This window comes from Streptomyces sp. NPDC001393, assembly GCF_053597455.1.
In genome coordinates, this window is the sequence record NZ_JBSFIH010000027.1 from 105,165 (window position 1) to 121,255 (window position 16,091).

12 protein-coding genes and 3 pseudogenes are annotated in these 16,091 nt (G+C 71.9%); 12 read left to right on the forward strand and 3 right to left on the reverse strand.

The window, feature by feature from the left end; genetic code table 11:
* Positions 1–7: 7 nt before the first annotated feature.
* The 3 genes and pseudogenes from ACWC2T_RS26595 (at position 8) to ACWC2T_RS26605 (ending at position 2,420) form a co-directional block, all read left to right on the forward strand.
* Positions 8–1,365: pseudogene (locus ACWC2T_RS26595) on the forward strand (MBL fold metallo-hydrolase).
* A 57-nt stretch (positions 1,366–1,422) separates the two neighbouring features.
* Positions 1,423–1,680, forward strand: coding sequence for a rhodanese-like domain-containing protein (locus tag ACWC2T_RS26600; protein WP_450672872.1), 258 nt, complete (start codon positions 1,423–1,425; stop codon positions 1,678–1,680).
* On the forward strand, positions 1,677–2,420 hold the full coding sequence (locus ACWC2T_RS26605; RefSeq protein ID WP_450672873.1) for a sulfite exporter TauE/SafE family protein: 744 nt from the start codon (positions 1,677–1,679) through the stop codon (positions 2,418–2,420). Before ACWC2T_RS26600 ends, ACWC2T_RS26605 begins: the two co-directional genes overlap by 4 nt.
* A gap of 34 nt (positions 2,421–2,454) precedes the next feature.
* Here ACWC2T_RS26605 and ACWC2T_RS26610 read toward each other — a convergent pair whose 3' ends face one another.
* Entirely contained in the window at positions 2,455–2,742 is a 288-nt protein-coding gene (locus ACWC2T_RS26610) for a metal-sensitive transcriptional regulator (RefSeq protein WP_450672874.1), read from the reverse strand.
* An 80-nt stretch (positions 2,743–2,822) separates the two neighbouring features.
* Between ACWC2T_RS26610 and ACWC2T_RS26615 the strand changes: the two genes are divergently transcribed.
* The 5 genes and pseudogenes from ACWC2T_RS26615 to ACWC2T_RS26635 all read left to right on the forward strand — a co-directional run bounded on the left by ACWC2T_RS26615 (position 2,823) and on the right by ACWC2T_RS26635 (position 6,921).
* Entirely contained in the window at positions 2,823–3,401 is a 579-nt protein-coding gene (locus ACWC2T_RS26615) for a rhodanese-like domain-containing protein (protein ID WP_450672875.1), read from the forward strand.
* A 544-nt stretch (positions 3,402–3,945) separates the two neighbouring features.
* Positions 3,946–4,119 (forward strand): annotated as a pseudogene (locus ACWC2T_RS26620) (TetR/AcrR family transcriptional regulator); the annotation flags it as partial.
* Between the two features lie 220 nt (positions 4,120–4,339).
* Positions 4,340–4,759 carry a ribonuclease domain-containing protein gene (locus tag ACWC2T_RS26625; RefSeq protein WP_450672876.1) on the forward strand — a complete coding sequence of 140 codons (420 nt, stop codon included), beginning with the start codon at positions 4,340–4,342 and terminating at the stop codon, positions 4,757–4,759.
* A gap of 234 nt (positions 4,760–4,993) precedes the next feature.
* Positions 4,994–5,689, forward strand: a complete 696-nt coding sequence (locus tag ACWC2T_RS26630; RefSeq protein WP_450672877.1) for a glycerophosphodiester phosphodiesterase — start codon at positions 4,994–4,996, stop codon at positions 5,687–5,689.
* A gap of 347 nt (positions 5,690–6,036) precedes the next feature.
* The gene (locus ACWC2T_RS26635; RefSeq protein WP_450672878.1) at positions 6,037–6,921 is read left to right on the forward strand and encodes an aminoglycoside phosphotransferase family protein; all 885 of its coding nucleotides are present in this window, start codon (positions 6,037–6,039) and stop codon (positions 6,919–6,921) included.
* An 8-nt stretch (positions 6,922–6,929) separates the two neighbouring features.
* Here ACWC2T_RS26635 and ACWC2T_RS26640 read toward each other — a convergent pair.
* Positions 6,930–7,208: pseudogene (locus ACWC2T_RS26640) on the reverse strand (hypothetical protein); the annotation flags it as partial.
* Positions 7,209–7,562: 354 nt separating this feature from the next.
* On the opposite strand from ACWC2T_RS26640, the gene ACWC2T_RS26645 reads away from it, so the two are divergent.
* From ACWC2T_RS26645 to ACWC2T_RS26660, 4 genes are all read left to right on the forward strand, one after another.
* A complete protein-coding gene (locus ACWC2T_RS26645; protein ID WP_450672879.1) occupies positions 7,563–8,390 on the forward strand; it encodes a polysaccharide deacetylase family protein in 828 nt (275 codons plus the stop codon).
* A gap of 184 nt (positions 8,391–8,574) precedes the next feature.
* A complete protein-coding gene (locus ACWC2T_RS26650) occupies positions 8,575–12,534 on the forward strand; it encodes a Pls/PosA family non-ribosomal peptide synthetase (RefSeq protein ID WP_450672880.1) in 3,960 nt (1,319 codons plus the stop codon).
* Positions 12,531–13,955 carry a M1 family metallopeptidase gene (locus ACWC2T_RS26655; RefSeq protein WP_450672881.1) on the forward strand — a complete coding sequence of 475 codons (1,425 nt, stop codon included), beginning with the start codon at positions 12,531–12,533 and terminating at the stop codon, positions 13,953–13,955. Before ACWC2T_RS26650 ends, ACWC2T_RS26655 begins: the two co-directional genes overlap by 4 nt.
* Before the next feature lie 228 nt (positions 13,956–14,183).
* A complete protein-coding gene (locus ACWC2T_RS26660; protein ID WP_450672882.1) occupies positions 14,184–14,636 on the forward strand; it encodes a hypothetical protein in 453 nt (150 codons plus the stop codon).
* A 9-nt stretch (positions 14,637–14,645) separates the two neighbouring features.
* Here ACWC2T_RS26660 and rodA read toward each other — a convergent pair whose 3' ends face one another.
* Entirely contained in the window at positions 14,646–15,842 is a 1,197-nt protein-coding gene (gene rodA / locus ACWC2T_RS26665; protein WP_450672883.1) for a rod shape-determining protein RodA, read from the reverse strand.
* Between the last annotated feature and the right edge of the window lie 249 nt (positions 15,843–16,091).

Below are 16,091 nucleotides of genomic sequence, written 5' to 3' on the forward strand. Positions count from 1 at the left end.
ACATCCCGTGTTCTTCATCGACACCATCGAGACAGAGGGCCTCGGCAACCGCAGCTACCTGGCCGGCGGCGAGGGGACGGCCATGGCCGTCGATCCGCCGCGCGACTTCGACCAGGTGCTGGCGGCAGCGGCCCGGCGCAAGGTGCGGATCTCCCATGTCGTGGAGACGCACATCCACAACGACTACGTCACCGGCGGTCTGGAACTGGCGCGGGTGACGGGAGCCGCCTATCTCGTGCCGGCCGGTGCGCGTGTGTCGTTCGCGCGGGTGCCGGTGGCCGACGGCGACACCGTCACCATCGAGGCCGGACTTCACCTGCGGGCCGTCGCCACCCCCGGTCACACTCCGCACCACACGTCGTACGTGCTGCAGGAGCAAGGGCAGCCGGTGGCCGCGTTCACCGGCGGGTCACTGCTGATCGGCACGGTCGGCCGGCCTGACCTGGTGGAGCCCCGCCTCACCGAACGACTGGCCCGCGCCCAGCGTGCCTCCGCGCACCGCCTGGCGGCCGAGCTGCCGGACGAGACGTCCGTGCTGCCCACGCACGGCTTCGGCAGCTTCTGCTCCTCGGCACAGGCCGAGGGGGACGCCAGCACCATCGGCAAGGAGAAGTCCGTCAACGCGGCGCTGACCACGGATGTCGACTCCTTCGTCGCAGGGCTGCTCACCGAGCTCGACGACATCCCCGCGTACTACGCCCACATGGGCCCGGCCAACGAGGCGGGTCCGGCGCCGGTGGACCTGACCCCTCCGGCCGTCGCGGACGCCGAGGAGATTGCCGCCCGGCTCGCGACCGGCGAGTGGGTCGTTGACCTGCGCAACCGGGTGGCGTTCGCCGAAGGCCACGTCGCGGGGTCGTTCAACTTCGAGGCCGACGGCAAGATCGCCACCTATCTCGCCTGGCTGATCCCGTGGGGCAAGCCCGTGACGCTCCTGGCCGAGTCCCCCGAACAGCTGGCCACGGCCCAGCGCGAACTCGTCCGCGTCGGCATCGACCGGCCCACGGCCGCCGCCACCGGCACGCCGCGGAACTGGGTGCCCGCAGGCGAGAGCCCCGCGTCCTTCCCCCGCTCCACGTTCGCCGGCCTGGCCGAGCACGGCACGGACGGCATCGTCGTCCTGGACGTACGCGCGACTCCGAGCGAGCCGCCGGCCACATCGAGGGCTCCGTCCACATCCCCGTCCACCAGTTGCACAAGCGGCTCGGTGAGGTGCCCGCCGGGACCGTCTGGGTGCACTGCGCCGGCGGGATGCGGGCCGCCATCGCCGCCTCCCTGCTGGACGCCGCGGGACGGCAGGTCGTGGCCGTCGACGACGGCTTCGACTCCGCCGCCGAAGCCGGGCTGACCGTCGTCACCGGCTGAACGCCCGTCCTCGGGCGCTCTCCCCCACCCTGTTCACTTCCTTCGAGAGGTTGTCTGATGTTCCTCCTCCGTCGCGGTGAGGACCGCGTCACCGTAGCCGAGGCCCACCGGCGCACCCGGGGCGCCGATGCCCCGGCCGCCCTGCTGGACGTGCGGGAGCGGGGTGAGTGGAACGCCGGGCACGCGCCCGACGCCGTACACGCGCCCCTGTCCGGCCTGACCGCCGGTGCGGCGCTGCCGGCCGCGGCCCTCGGACGGCCCCTGGTGGTTCACCCCGTCGTCGGTGAACGCGGAAACGCCGGCTCGATAGCATGACCGCTCTGATCATCGCGCTCGTGGCCGGTGCCGTCATCGGGCTGGCCCTCGGCGGACTGGGCGGTGGCGGCAGCGTGCTGGCGGTGCCCGCCCTGATCTACCTGCTCGGCTTCACCCCGGCGGAAGCGACCACGGCCAGCCTGGTCATCGTGACCCTGACGTCCGTCACGGCGCTCGTGGGGCACGCCCGGGAGAGCAACGTCGCCTGGCGCACCGGGCTGCTGTTCGCCGCGGCGGGCATCGTGCCGGCGATGAGTGCCGGGGCCGCCGCCGGACATCTGCCCCAGAGCGTGCTGACGGTCGGCTTCGCGGTCATAGCGGCGCTCGCCGCACTGCGCATGCTGCGTCCCGCGCGCGTCGAGACGTCCGGGGAGGTGCACCCCGGCAAGGCCGGTGCCGCCGGTGCCGGGCTCGGCGCAGTGACCGGGTTCCTGGGCGTGGGCGGCGGCTTCCTCGCCGTACCGGCCCTGGTGAGCGTGCTGAGTCTGCCCATGCGCCGGGCGGTCGGCACCAGCCTGCTGGTCATCACGGTCAACTCACTGGCCGCGCTCGGGGCGCGGGCCGGCACCGGATTGCGATGGGACTGGGCGGTCATCGCCCCGTTCACCGCGGCGGCGATCCTGGGCGCCTGGGACGGCAGGCGACTGTCGAGACAGATCAAGGGCAACACGCTGCAGCGGCTCTTCGCCTGCGTGCTGCTCGCGGTCGCCGCCTTCATGGTCGTCGACGTGCTGGCCTGAGCGGGCCCGTGTGTCTCAGGCACATGAAGGTGTGTCAGGCGAGTGAGAGGAACAGCTTCTCCAGTCTGCCGCGCATCTGCTCACGGTCCTCGCCGTCGTCACGACCGTCCCCCAGGTCGGCCACGCACTGCTGGAGGCCTGTCGCGATGATCGCGAAACCGGCGCGGTCGAGGGCACGGGAGGCGGCCGCGAGCTGGGTGACGACCTCCTCGCAGTCGCGCCCCTCCTCGATCATCCGGATCACCCCGGCGATCTGCCCCTGCGCCCGGCGCAGCCTGTTCAGCACCGACCGCAGCTCGGCGCCCGCCAGTTCAAGCTCCACGACCACTCCCCACCGACACCCCACGGGTACGAACGCTCCCCTTCGCGGGGCAGCATCGACACACAAGGATGACATCTGCCATGACCACCCCCCTCAGCATCGACTCCCGCCAGGCCCGCTCCCGCCTCGACGAACTGACCGTCATCGACGTCCGCACGCCCGGCGAGTACGCGGGAGGACACATACCCGGCGCCCTGAACATCCCCCTCGACCGGCTCGGCCTGGCGCTGCCCGGCATCCGGACGGCCGCCGAGCGCGGCGAGGTTCTCGTCGTCTGCGCCTCCGGCGCCCGCTCCGAGAACGCCTGCCGGGTGCTCGCCGAGAACGGGATCCACGCCATCACACTGACCGGTGGCACCGGAGCCTGGGCCGCACAGGGCCACGACCTCCACCGCTCTGAGGGCGGAGCCGCGAAGCCGACGTGGGCCATGGACCGCCAGGTGCGTCTGACCGCCGGTTCCCTGGTCCTGCTCGGGCTGGCGCTGGGCGGGGCGGTCCGCCCGGCCTTCCGGCTGCTGTCCGCCGGTGTCGCCGGTGGCCTGGTCCTCTCCGCCGTGACCAACACCTGTGGCATGGCCGCCCTGCTGGCGAAGCTGCCCTACAACAGGCCCCGCCAGGCCGACCTGGAGGCGACGCTGGCACACCTGCGGGGCGAGTGACCGCGCGCCGCGAGGCACAGGGAATCGTGGGCGCCGCCGCCGTCGTTGCGAACAGTCTCGAGGTCCATGCCCGAGTCGCGTACACGGGAGACGAAGTTGGTCATCCGCGCGACCACCCGACACGGTGCGGTGACCGGCGAGACGAGCGGCAGGCCGGCGATGCTGCGGGGCTCTTCCGGAAGGGCGCCTGAGCGGTCCGCGACCAAGGCCATGCGGACGGTGACCACGTCGTCGAGCAGCTCGGCGGTGGTCGTCGCGGTGGTGTCGAGCGGTACGCGCGGTGCTCGTCGAGCGCGGCCCACCACGCGTCAGGGGTACGGAGGACGGAGACGGTCATGAGGTAGCCACTTTCAGAAGGCCGCGCAAGCGTTCGAGGTCGAACTCGTTGTCGTCGTGTCGGAGGGCGGCGATGATCGAGCGCAGCTCGGCCGGCGACTCGCGTCCGGGGGCCGTTCCGAGGAAGTCCTCGGTGGCCGGCGGCCCCCACTGCGCCGACCCCGAGGCCATCATGGGTGGCCAGCCGGGCACCACGGTGGAGTCGGGCGAGGACTCGGTGCACACTCTCACCACCTACGCCGTGGCGGGCGCAGACGGCCTGTTCGTCCACCGGGAGATCAACGGCGACGCCGTCGACCTGGTGACGATGTTCGAACTGCACGCGCGGCTGGTCTACGAGGCAGCGGCACACATGAGCGAGTCCCGCCGACAGGCACCCTGAGCAGGGCACCGAACAACTCTCGCGCCGCCTCGACACGGCGCGGAGCCACCGCCCCGCGCGCCGATCGCCGCCAATCGCCGCCAATCGCCGCCGACGGAAGCGACATCCGCCCAGTCCTGTTCACAGGCAATCACCCTCCCCCGCAACCGGCGATACACCCGGTGGTCACACAAGGGCATCAGAGTGTCATGTCCATGCGTTCTTTCACTTGGAGGGTTCCTTGCTGACTCTGCGACGTCCCCAGCTGTCCTGGGCCAAGCGGTTCGCGGTGCTGACCGCCGCCATCGCATCCGTGCTCAGCGTGTCCGCCGTCAACAGCCCCGCCGCGAATGCGGCGGTCTACAGCTCCTGCAGCATCGACGGATGCTCCGACGCGGCCTCGGCGAACTCGACCTGGTCCGACCTCGGCTACCCGACCACCCGGGGCTGGTACGACTGGCCGGACGGCGAGTGCAGCTACGCGGGCGGCGAGTTCTACAACAACGACGGGCAGTTGCCGTCCGGGGACACCTTCTACGAGTACGACGTCTACCCGCGCAGCTGCGGCGCCCATCGGGACGCGTACCGGATCGTCGTCGACTCCAACACCGGCGCGGTCTGGTATTCGCCCGACCACTACAGCGACTTCTACCAGCTCTGACACTCCGCAGGTCTTGAGCCATCGACCAGCTCGGACGGGGGCGGCCTCCTGGGGCCGCCCCTTGCTCATCTTCGTCAGGCCAAGCTGTGCGTCTTGGGGCGCGGTCCGGGCGGGCCCGCGCACGGCGGGACGGCCCGTTAGGCTTGGGCGCTGCGACGGGCGATCGGCCCCCGGCCGGGGACTACGGCGCTCGTGCGGCTGACCCGGACCATCACAGCCAAGGACGGCAACCGAGTGTCTTTCTTCACCATCGGCCACCGCGGTGTCATGGCCGTCGAGCCCGAGAACACCCTGCGCTCCTTCCTGCGGGCCGAACGCGAGGGGCTGGACGGCATCGAACTGGACCTGCACCTGAGCAAGGACGGCGAGCTGGTCGTCATGCACGACGAGACGCTGGACCGCACGACGGACGGCTCCGGTCCCATCGCCGACCAGGAGCTGCGGAAGCTCAAGGAACTCGACGCCGGCCTCGGCGAGCGGATCCCCACGTTCGGGGAGGTGCTGGATGCCGTCGGGCCGACGCTGCCGATCCAGGCGGAGATCAAGGACGTCGCCGCCGCCCGGTCGCTGGCCAAGGTGCTCGCCGACCGCGACCTGCTGGACCGGGTCTCGGTGCTGTCGTTCCACGACGTGGCGCTGATCGAGATCCACAAGCTGCTGCCGCAGGCCCGCACCGTGCTGGTGGCAGGCCCCAGCGCGCACCGCGACACCTTCGTCGGCCGCGCCCAGAAGGTCGGTTCCACCCTGGTCAGCGTGGAGCTGCGCCAGCTGAACCGGGCCATCGTGGAGAAGTGCGGCGCCGCCGGCATCGAGGTGATGGCCTGGACCGTCAACGACGAGCGCGACCTGGCACTGTCCCGGACGCTCGGCCTGGTGGGCTGCGTGACCGACCAGCCCGGCATGAAGCGGCTGGTCGAGTCCACGGCCTGACGTCAGGAGTCCAGGACCGAACCGGCCGCCCATGTGGTCGGCGGCCACAACCTCCAGATCTGCAGCGGGACGTCCCCGATGCACTGGGCCGGCTGAGCGGACCGCGAGCGCTTCGACGCCGTTGCCGATGAAGCTGCGCCGACGGGGCAGCCGATGCCGGTGCTCGGAGGCCGCGCCGAGCAGCTCGCAGATGACGCTCATCGGGAGCGGGAGTCCTCGGCTGCGGCCCGGCCCGCCGCCCACGAGGGAACACAAGCCTACGGTGGTCGGCACCGTCGGCAGGCGGAGAAGAGTTTGACGCTCGTAGGCGTCCAGCGGTCGGATGACGTGCAATGAGCACACGGCACATGCATCCCGGAATGCATCCCATCGACGACGACCTTGTACGGCGGCTGATCGCTGGGCAGTTCCCTCAGTGGGCGGGACTGGCGGTGCAGCGGCTTCCGTCCGGCGGCACGGTCAACGCCATGTACAGGCTGGGCGACGACATGGTCGTACGGCTTCCGCTGGTGAAGGGCGGCGCCAAGGACGTGGCGATGGAACGGACGTGGCTGCCTCGCCTCGCGCCCCACCTGCCCACACCCATCCCCGAGGTGCTCGGAGCCGGGCAGCCCGCCGAGGGATATCCGTGGCCGTGGTCGGTGTACGAGTGGCTCGCGGGAGAGAATCCCGAGGCCGGGGAGCTGAGCGAACCCGTCCTGCTGGCCGAGGATCTGGCCGAATTCGTGGCGGCGATGCGGAGCATCACCCTGCCAGGGGCGCCGCAGGCCCACCGCGGCGGGCCAGTCGCCTCGCTCGATGCGCAGACCCGGACAGCGATCGAGGAACTGCGCGGAATCCCACAGGAGGGCGTCGACTGCGATGCCGCCGCAGCTGTGTGGGAGGAGGCGCTGCGGGCCCCGGGCTGGGGCGGTCCGCCGGTGTGGCTGCATGCCGATCTCATGCCGGGCAACCTGCTGGTGGATGGTGGCCGGCTGACCTCGGTGATCGACTTCGGATGCCTGGGGGTGGGTGATCCAGCCTGCGATCTGTTCCCGGCCTGGAACCTGCTGCCGACCGATGCGAGGGAAGTCTTCCGCGAGGCGCTGGGCGTGGACGACGCGACCTGGATCCGCGGCCGGGGGCGGACGCTCTCGCAGGCGCTGATCGCACTGCCGTACTACCGGAAGACGAACCCGGCGATGGCGCGCAATGCCCGGCACGTGATCCGGTCGGTGCTCGACGAAGGCTGAGGCATTCCCAGCGGCGTACGCAACGGATGCCGGGCATTCACGTGCCCCACCCGCTGGAGCAGCTCCCGCATGTCCACGCGCCCGAGTTGGTGACCGAGCACGTGCACGGTTCCACGGGTGGGGTGCTGCCGTGCCCCGGGCAGGCTCAACAGCGTCGACTTCCCGCCCTCCTGCACGCCGCCGTTGTCGCCGCCGCGCACAATCCGGTGCTGACGGGCCTGTGAAATCGTCCACGCAGCACTCGTCGATGCCGTGGCACGTGGCGACGCGGAAACCGCCGGAGACATCCTGCGCACGGAGCTCGAACAGAGTCTCGCGAACCCTCGTTTGCCAGGTCATCCGCCGCATCCCCGGCCCTCTCGAACCCGCACGCGCACCGCAATAACCGTGTACGGCTGGTTCATCGCGCCACCAGCCCTGCGAAGTACCCCCAGATTGCACATTTGCGCAATGTGGCAAGCTATGCTGGTGCCCCGTGGGCTCACGCCGCGCGCCTGGCGGATGAGCGCCGCAGCGAGCCGAGGCGGGCCGGGTCCTCCACGCAGGGCCCCGAGTCGGCGGCAGAAGTATCCCGCCGCCCTGCCCGGTGCGGGGGCGCGGGAGCGCAGGGACACTGAAGACATGACAGGGGGCGGCACGCGGTGCGGGAAGCAACCCGGGTGGTGCTCGCGGCGGCCACCACGGTGGTCGTCGCCGCGGTGCTGGGACCGATATGGGGCAGCCACACGGGCAGTACGACGGACGGCCGCCCGGGCGGCCAGGAGCCGGCGAGCACCTCGCCCTCACCGTCGTCGCCGCTCTACACCTCCGAGCGGCCGCCGGCGGATCAGACGTCCGCGCCCGATCCTCAGCTGCCCGCCCCGGTGGTGAGCATGGACATCGCCCACGCCTCGGACAAGGGAACGCACGCCGTCAACATAACCGTCGACGACGGCCCGGATCCGGTGTGGACGCCGCGCGTGCTGAAGGTGCTCCATGAGAACGGCGTCCGCGCGGTCTTCTGCATGATCGGGCCGAACGCGGCCAGGTATCCCGACGTGGTGCGGCTGGTCGTCGCCGAGGGGCACCGCCTGTGCGACCACAGCGTCCACCACGACGTGGCGATGGACCGCAAACCGGCCTCCTACCAGCACAGCGAGGTCGTCGACGCGGAGCGGATGATCGAGCGCGCGTCCGGCGGGGTGAAACCGCTGTACTACCGCGCGCCGGGCGGCGCCTTCACGCCGTACAGCCGCCAGATCGCCGCATCGCTGGGGATGCGCCCGCTCGGCTGGAACGTCGACACCGAGGACTACCGGCGGCCCGGGGTGCGGACGATCGTCAACACCGTGGAGCGGGAACTGCGCAACGGCCCCACGATCCTGTTCCACGACGGCGGCGGGGATCGGTCGCAGACGGTGGCCGCGCTCGCCACGCTCCTGCCCCGGCTGAAGGAGCAGGGCTACGCGTTCGGGTTCCCGGTGCGGTGAGGCGGCCGAACGGCGCCAGGAGTACGGCAGGGTGACTTCTGGTATTTGGTTCACAAATTTCCCCCCATGGGCGGGTTGTGAATCAATTGCACCGAGTTGGTGAACGTGTCACCCGGCAAAGGGTGTCTGACAGGCCGTAAAGGGCCCACCGGCCCGCCGGACATGGAAATCCAGAGGCACCACCTTGACCTCGACCGCACTCGATACGTCAAACCCCTCCCCTGAAGTCCCGAGGAACCGGGCCCTGTTCCGCTCCGGGGCAGCCGCGCCGCCCCGCACGCTCGTCGACGTCCTGGAGGCGACCGCCGCGCTGCACCCGCACGCACCCGCGCTGGACGCAGGCGCCGAGGTGCTGTCCTACCGGGAGCTGTGCGCCGAGGCCCACACCCGCGCGCGGCGGCTCACCGAGCGGGGCATCGGCCCCGGCGACCGGGTGGGCGTACGAGTGCCATCGGGTACCGCGGAGTTGTACCTGTCGATCCTCGCGGTCCTGTACTGCGGTGCGGCGTACGTCCCCGTCGACGCCGACGACCCCGAGGAGCGCGCCGCGACCGTGTTCCGCGAGGCCGGCGTGTGCCACGTCCTCGGGCCGCACCCGCAACCCGCCGAGCTGGTACCGCCGTCCGGAGCGGCCACGGGCCCCACACCCGCACCCGGGGACGACGCCTGGATCATCTTCACGTCCGGCTCGACCGGCGCGCCCAAGGGCGTGGCCGTCACCCACCGCTCCGCCGCGGCCTTCGTCGACGCAGAGGCCGAGCTGTTCCTGCGCGGCCGGCCTCTCGGTCCCGGCGACCGCGTTCTGGCGGGCCTTTCGGTCGCCTTCGACGCCTCCTGCGAGGAGATGTGGCTCGCCTGGCGCTCCGGTGCCTGCCTGGTGCCGGCCGAACGGTCCCTGGTGCGCGCCGGGCTCGAACTCGGCCCCTGGCTGGATGCCCGCGGCATCACCGCCGTCTCCACCGTGCCCACGCTCCTGGCGATGTGGCCGGAGGATGCGCTGCGCCGGGTCCGGCTGCTGATCCTGGGCGGCGAGGCCTGCCCGCCCGGACTCGTCGAACGGTTCGCGCGCCCCGAGCGGGAGATGTGGAACACCTACGGCCCCACAGAGACCACCGTGGTGGCCTGCGCCGCCCGGCTGGAGCCCGGGCAGCCGGTGCGCATCGGACTGCCGCTCGCCGGCTGGGAGTTGGCGGTGGTGGACGAGGCCGGGAATCCCGTCGCCTTCGACGAGCAGGGCGAACTGGTCATCGCCGGCGCCGGAACCGCCCGCTACCTCGACCCCGTCAAGGACGCGGAGCGCTTCCGGCCGTGCCCGGCGCTGGGCTCGCCGCGCGCCTACCGCTCGGGCGACCTGGTGCGCGCCGACGCCGAGGGACTGGTGTTCCTCGGTCGCGCCGACGACCAGGTCAAGCTCGGCGGGCGCCGTGTCGAACTCGGTGAGATCGACACGGCCCTGCTGGCCCTGCCCGCGGTGCGCGGCGCGGCGGCGGCCGTGCAGGCCACCGCGGCCGGCGCCCAGGTGCTGGTCGGCTACATCGTCGCGCAGCAGACCGCCGACGGCCGCTCGGCCTTCGACGCCGACAAGGCGAGGGCGCTGCTGGGCGAGCGGTTGCCCGCACCGCTGGTGCCGGTGCTGGCCGAGGTGGCGGACCTGCCCACGCGGGCGTCCGGCAAGGTGGACCGCAAGGCGCTGCCCTGGCCGGTGCCGCTGGCCGGTGCCGGGCACGACGGCGAGGCGGCCCACCGGTTGCACGGGACGGCCGCCCGGCTGGCCGACGTCTGGGAGGAGTTGCTGGGCCTGCGGCCCGGCCCGGACAGCGACTTCGTCCAGTTGGGCGGCACCAGCCTTTCCGCCGCCCGGATGGCCTCGATGCTGCGCCGGGACTACCCGGGCCTGTCGGTCGCCGACCTCTACCGGCATCCGGTGCTGCAGAGCATGGCCGACCATCTCGACTCCCTGACCGGCGCCGCGGAGGACGTGCGCCCCGCCCGGCCCGTGCCCCGGCGGACCGCCGTGGTGCAGTTCCTCGTCTCCCTGGCCGGTTACGGCGTCACCGGGCTGCGCGGTCTGGTCGGGCTGGCCGCGGCGGACGACGTCCTCGGCTGGATCGCGCCGCACCGGTGGGCGCCGCACACCTCGTGGTGGCTGGTCCTGGCGGGGTGGGTGCTGCTGTTCAGCGCGCCCGTGCGCTGCCTGCTCGGGGCGGCCCTCGCCCGCGCGCTGGCCGGCTCGATCACTCCGGGCGCCCATCCGCGCGGCGGCGCCGTCCATCTGCGCCTGTGGAGCGCGGAGCGTGCGGTCGCGGCGTTCGGCGTGCCGTCCCTGCTCGGCACCCCGTGGGCCGCGCTGTACGCCCGGATCCTCGGCTGCCGCACCGGGCGGGACATACAACTGCATGCCATGCCGCCGGTGACGGGCCTGGCCGAGTTGGGCGACGGGTGCAGCGTCGAACCGGAGGCGGACATCGCAGGCTGGTGGCTCGACGGCGACACGCTGCACGTCGGCAGGGTCGTCGTCGGCGCGGACGCCCGGGTGGGCCACCGCAGCACCCTGCTGCCGGGCGCGGTCCTCGGCCACGGTGCGGAACTCGCCGCCGGCGGCTGCCTGGACGGCCGCATCCCCGACGGCAAGGTATGGGCCGGCTCCCCCGCCCGGCCGGCGGCACCCGCCGAATGCCTCGCGGACCCGGACCGGCCCGCCCCGCCGGCAAACCGCCGGCGCCGCTGGCATCTCGCCTACGCGCTGTCCCTCACCCTGCTGCCGCTGCTGTCGCTGCTGGCCGCCGCCCCGGCGCTCGTCATCACCTGGCTGCTGGTGCGCGGCACGGCCACCCTGTCCGGTGCGACCTGGCGGCTGCTCGCCGCCGCACCCCTGTTCGCCGTGCTGACCACCGTGTGCGGCACGCTTCTCACCGCGCTCACCGTGCGCCTGCTGAGCCGCGCGATCACGCCGGGCCTGCACCGCGCCGACGGCGGCGTGGCCTGGCGGGCGTGGCTGGTGACGCGGCTGCTCGACGGCGCTCGCGGCAGCCTGTTCCCGCTCTACGCGAGCCTCGCCACACCGGCCTGGCTGCGCCTGCTCGGCGCCCGGGTCGGCCGGGGCGCCGAGATCTCGACCGTGCTGCCGCTGCCGTCGCTGCTCCGGGTCGAGGACGGGGCGTTCCTGGCCGACGACACGCTCGTGGCGCCGTTCGAACTGCGCGGCGGCTGGATGCGGTTGGGGGCCGTGCGGATTGGCAGGCGGGCCTTCGTCGGTAACTCCGGCATCGTCGGCGCCGGCCGTGAGGTGGCCGACCACGCCCTGGTGGGTGTGCTGTCCGACGCACCGGTGCGCACCGAACCACGGTCGTCGTGGATCGGCCGGCCCGCGATGCCGTTGCCTCGCGTGGCCGAGGACGGCGACTCGGCGCGGACGTTCGCCCCGTCCAGGCGGCTGGTGGCGGCCCGCGCAGCGGTCGAGGCGTGCCGCGTGCTGCCGGTGATCCTCGGCACACTGCTGGCCGAGGTCCTGCTGCTGGCCCAGCAGAGGGCCCTGGACGTGGGCGGCTTGCCCTTGGCGGCGCTCGCGGGCGTTCCGCTGCTGCTGGCCGCGTCTCTGGTCGCCTGTCTGACCACGACCGCCGCCAAGTGGCTGCTCGTGGGCCGGTTCCGTCCGGTGGAGCGGCCTCTGTGGTCGTCGTTCGTGTGGCGCAACGAGTTGTTCGACACGTTCGTGGAGGTGCTGGCCGTGCCGTGGGGCATCGCCGCGCACCTGGGCACGCCCGTGGTGAACTGGTGGCTGCGCAGCCTCGGCGCGCGCATCGGACGCGGGGTGTGGTGCGACACGTACTGGCTGCCGGAGACGGATCTGGTCAGCATCGGGGACGGCGCCACCGTCAACCGTGGCTGTGTGCTGCAGACCCACCTCTTCCACGACCGGATCATGCGGATGGACAGCGTGCGCCTGGCCGCCGGCGCCTCCTTGGGCCCGCACAGCATCGCCCTGCCCGGCACCGCGATCGGCACCGGGGCGTCCATCGCCGCGGCGTCCCTGGTGATGCGCGGGGAGACGGTGCCCGACGGCACCCGTTGGGCCGGCAACCCCATCGCCGGCGTCCCCGCGGCCGGCCCCGCCGCCCGGCTCGTCGAACAGGAGACGGCATGACCTGGTGCAGCCGCCGCGCCCTGGTCCGGGGCGCGGCGCTTGCGCCGCTGGCGGCGATGGCCGCGGACGGCCTGCCGAAGCCGGCGCCGCGCTACTTCGTCGGCCACGGCAGCGACGATCACCGCACGCTCGCCTACGATCTCCGCCTGGCCTATGACCCGGCCGCCGGCAGGCTGGAGGGCCGGGCGCAGATCCGCGCGGTGGCCGAGCGGACGCTGCGCCAGGTCCGCCTCGACCTGGTGAAGCTCTCCGTGTACGAGGCGCTGGTCGACGGGGCCGCCGTACGGCCCGGCCGGAAGGGGCACAAACTGCTGCTGCCCGCGCCGCGCCCGATCCCGGCGGGCACCCCCTTCACCCTGGAGATCGGCTACGGCGGCCGGCCCGGCCCGGTCCGCACACCGTTCGGGCAGATCGGCTGGGACCGCACGGGCGACGCACACGACGGCACCCTGGTGGCCGCCCAGCCGCTGGGCGCCCCGTCGTGGTTCCCGTGCAACGACCGGCCGGACGACAAGGCCGAGTTCACCTTCCGGGTGACCGTGCCCCGCGGCCACCAGGCGCTCGCCAACGGAGCCCTGCTGGAGTGGCGCACCTCGGACACCACCGAGTGCTGGACGTACCACCACAGGGGTCCCATGGCCCCCTACCTCGCCGCGGTGTACACCGGCCGCTTCGCACACGAGACCTGGCGGGCCACGGACAGCGCGACCGGCCGCCCGATCACCGGCCGCAACGCCTACCCCGTCCACCTGTCCGGCCGGGCCCGGCACGATCTGGGCCGCCAGCCGGAGATGTTCGAGACCTTCACCCGGTGGTTCGGGCCGTACCCTTTCGAGACGTACGGCGCCGTCGTCGTGGACGCCGAACTGGACCAGCCGGTGGAGAACCAGACGGCGTCCGTCTTCGGCCGCAACCACATCGACGGCGAGCGCACCTGGGAGACGCTGGTGGCCCACGAACTCGTCCACCAGTGGTACGGCAACAGCGTCAGCCTGCGCGACTGGCGGGACATCTGGCTCAACGAGGGCTTCGCCACCTACGGAGAATGGCTCTGGTCTGAGCACATCGGCGAGGACTCCGCCGACACCATCGCCCGGGTGGCCTGGCGCACCCTCGCCCGGCAGGGCACGGGGCTGCGGATCGCCGACCCCGGCCCCGACCGCATCTTCGACGACCGGGTGTACAACCGGGGCGCGTGCACGCTGCACGCGCTGCGCCTGACGATGGGCGACGACCGCTTCTTCGCCATGCTGCGCGGCTGGCACCACGCCCACCGCGGCGAAAGCGCCGACACGGCCGCCTTCATCGCCCACGCCGGCCGGACCATGCCGAGGGTGGTGGAACCCCTGCTGCGCGCCTGGCTCTACGACACCCGTCTGCCGCCCCTGCCCCCGCCGAAAGCAGGTAACGCGCAGAGCTGATGACGTTACTCCAATTCAGCGATGGAACGCAGGAGTCGGGTAAGGGGGTGTCGGTGGAGAAAACGCTGCCCGACCTGCGGCTCCACCGAAAGCGGTAGATGGTTCAACGGCTTGCGCACTCACATTCGACATGCCGCTCAGCCACGTTCGGGCCAGCCTGGATTCGCGAGCCGCCCGAGTGGCCGGCTCGCTCCCAGGGGGGACTCCGACGAAAACAGGAGACCCACAATGAGCTCCACCCGAAGCCGCGGCGCCCGTGCGCTCGCCGCCGGTGCCCTGTCCGCCGCCATGCTGTCGACCGGTACGGCGGGAGCCGTCGCCGCGACCGGGACACCGGCCCCCAAGCCCTCCGTGACCCGCACCGGCATGCCCACGATGAAGCCCTCCCGGACGCCGACCGCCATGGGCTCGATCACCGTCTCGGCCAACCACAAGGCCGTCAAGGTGGGCAACACCGTGGTGTTCACCGGCCGCGTCAGGGGCATCAAGGCCGGATCGACGCTGGTGCTCCAGCACCTGCACAACGGCAAGTGGACCACGCTGAGGACCACGACGACCGTCAACAAGAACGGCACCTACACGGTGAAGCGGACGTTCACCAAGAAGGGCACCGAGCAGGTGCGGGTGGCGACCAAGTCGGGCACGTTCCACTCCTCGCCGGTCACCGTGAAGGTCAGCTGAGCGGTGACGTCACGGTCGCGCCTGCTGCACCCGGATGGACTGCAGCAGGCCGACCGCCACCCACACCGCGAACATCGAGGAACCGCCGTAGGAGACGAACGGCAGCGGAATTCCCGCCACCGGCATGATGCCGAGCGACATGCCGATGTTCTCGAAGGACTGGAAGGAGAACCAGGCGACGATGCCGGCGGCGATGATCGTGCCGTACAACTCGGTGGTCTCCCGGGCGATGCGACAGGCGCGCCACAGGATCACTCCGATCAGGGAGATGATCAGGATCCCGCCCACGAAGCCCAGTTCCTCCCCCGCGACCGTGAAGACGAAGTCGGTCTGCTGCTCCGGGACGAACTGACCGGTGGTCTGCGCGCCGTGGAAGAGCCCCTCGCCCGTCAGACCGCCGGAACCGATGGCGATCCGGGCCTGGTTGGTGTTGTAACCGACTCCGGACGGGTCCAGGCTCGGGTCGGCGAAGGCGGCGAAGCGGTTGATCTGGTACTGGTCCAGGAGATGCAACTGCCACACGGCGACGGCGCCGAGGACACCGATGCCGAGCAGACCGAAGACCCAGCGGTTGGAGGCGCCGGATGCGACCAGCACGCCCAGGATCGTGACCGTCATGACCATCGTCGAGCCGAGGTCCGGCATCATCATCACGACCATGATGGGCACGGCGGCCAGCCCCAGCGCCTGGATCACCGTGCGGCCGTCGGGGTACTTCCTGTCACCCGCGTCGACCCGGGCCGCGAGGAGCAGCGCCATGCCCAGGATGATGGTGACCTTCACGAATTCCGAGGGCTGCAGGGAGAATCCGCCGCCCAGGACGATCCAGTTGCGGTTGCCGTTGATGGTGGCACCGAGCGGGGTGAGCACCAGCAGGACCCCGAGCAGTGAGATCCCGTAGAGGATGGGCACCGCGTTGCGCAGGGCGCGGTGCCCCAGCCAGATCGTGCCGGTCATCAGGACGAACCCGATGCCGAGGTTCATCAGGTGCCGGACGAGGAAGTAGTGCGGGTCGCCCTGGTTGATCTCGGTGCGGTTCCGCGTCGCGGAGTACACCAGCAGCGAACCGATGCACGACAGGGCCAGAGCGGCCAGCAGTATCGGCCAGTCCAGCCGGCGGATGACGGAGTCGCGCGCGAAAAGCCGCGTCCAGGTGGGGCGCTCGGGGCCATAGCCCGAGACGGTGAAGCTGTTCGCGCCGGTCATGAAAGCGTCCTCCGGCTTTCGCCGCTCAGGCGGTCGCCTGCGGGTCGTACGGTCGGCTGTGCTGACTCCGCTCGATCCCGAGACGAAGCACGCTGCCGCGACGATCATATCTGCTTGATTGCGCAAAACCGCAACAGACAGCCTGCGTCAGGCATCGGAGTCGGGTGTGCTGCGTGCCGCCGCGTACGCCTGGGCCGGGGTCATGGGGACGCCGTTGACGCTGACCGTCTTGTAGGGGCTGACCTTGGC

Excerpts from the sequence above, each read along its gene's own strand:
- ACWC2T_RS26600 (WP_450672872.1), top strand. The coding sequence starts at position 1,423 with ATGTTCCTCCTCCGTCGCGGTGAGGACCGCGTCACCGTAGCCGAGGCC.
- ACWC2T_RS26605 (WP_450672873.1), top strand. The coding sequence starts at position 1,677 with ATGACCGCTCTGATCATCGCGCTCGTGGCCGGTGCCGTCATCGGGCTG.
- ACWC2T_RS26615 (WP_450672875.1), top strand. The coding sequence starts at position 2,823 with ATGACCACCCCCCTCAGCATCGACTCCCGCCAGGCCCGCTCCCGCCTC.
- ACWC2T_RS26635 (WP_450672878.1), top strand. The coding sequence starts at position 6,037 with ATGCATCCCGGAATGCATCCCATCGACGACGACCTTGTACGGCGGCTG.
- ACWC2T_RS26655 (WP_450672881.1), top strand. The coding sequence starts at position 12,531 with ATGACCTGGTGCAGCCGCCGCGCCCTGGTCCGGGGCGCGGCGCTTGCG.
- ACWC2T_RS26660 (WP_450672882.1), top strand. The coding sequence starts at position 14,184 with ATGAGCTCCACCCGAAGCCGCGGCGCCCGTGCGCTCGCCGCCGGTGCC.
- rodA (WP_450672883.1), bottom strand. The coding sequence starts at position 15,842 with ATGACCGGCGCGAACAGCTTCACCGTCTCGGGCTATGGCCCCGAGCGC.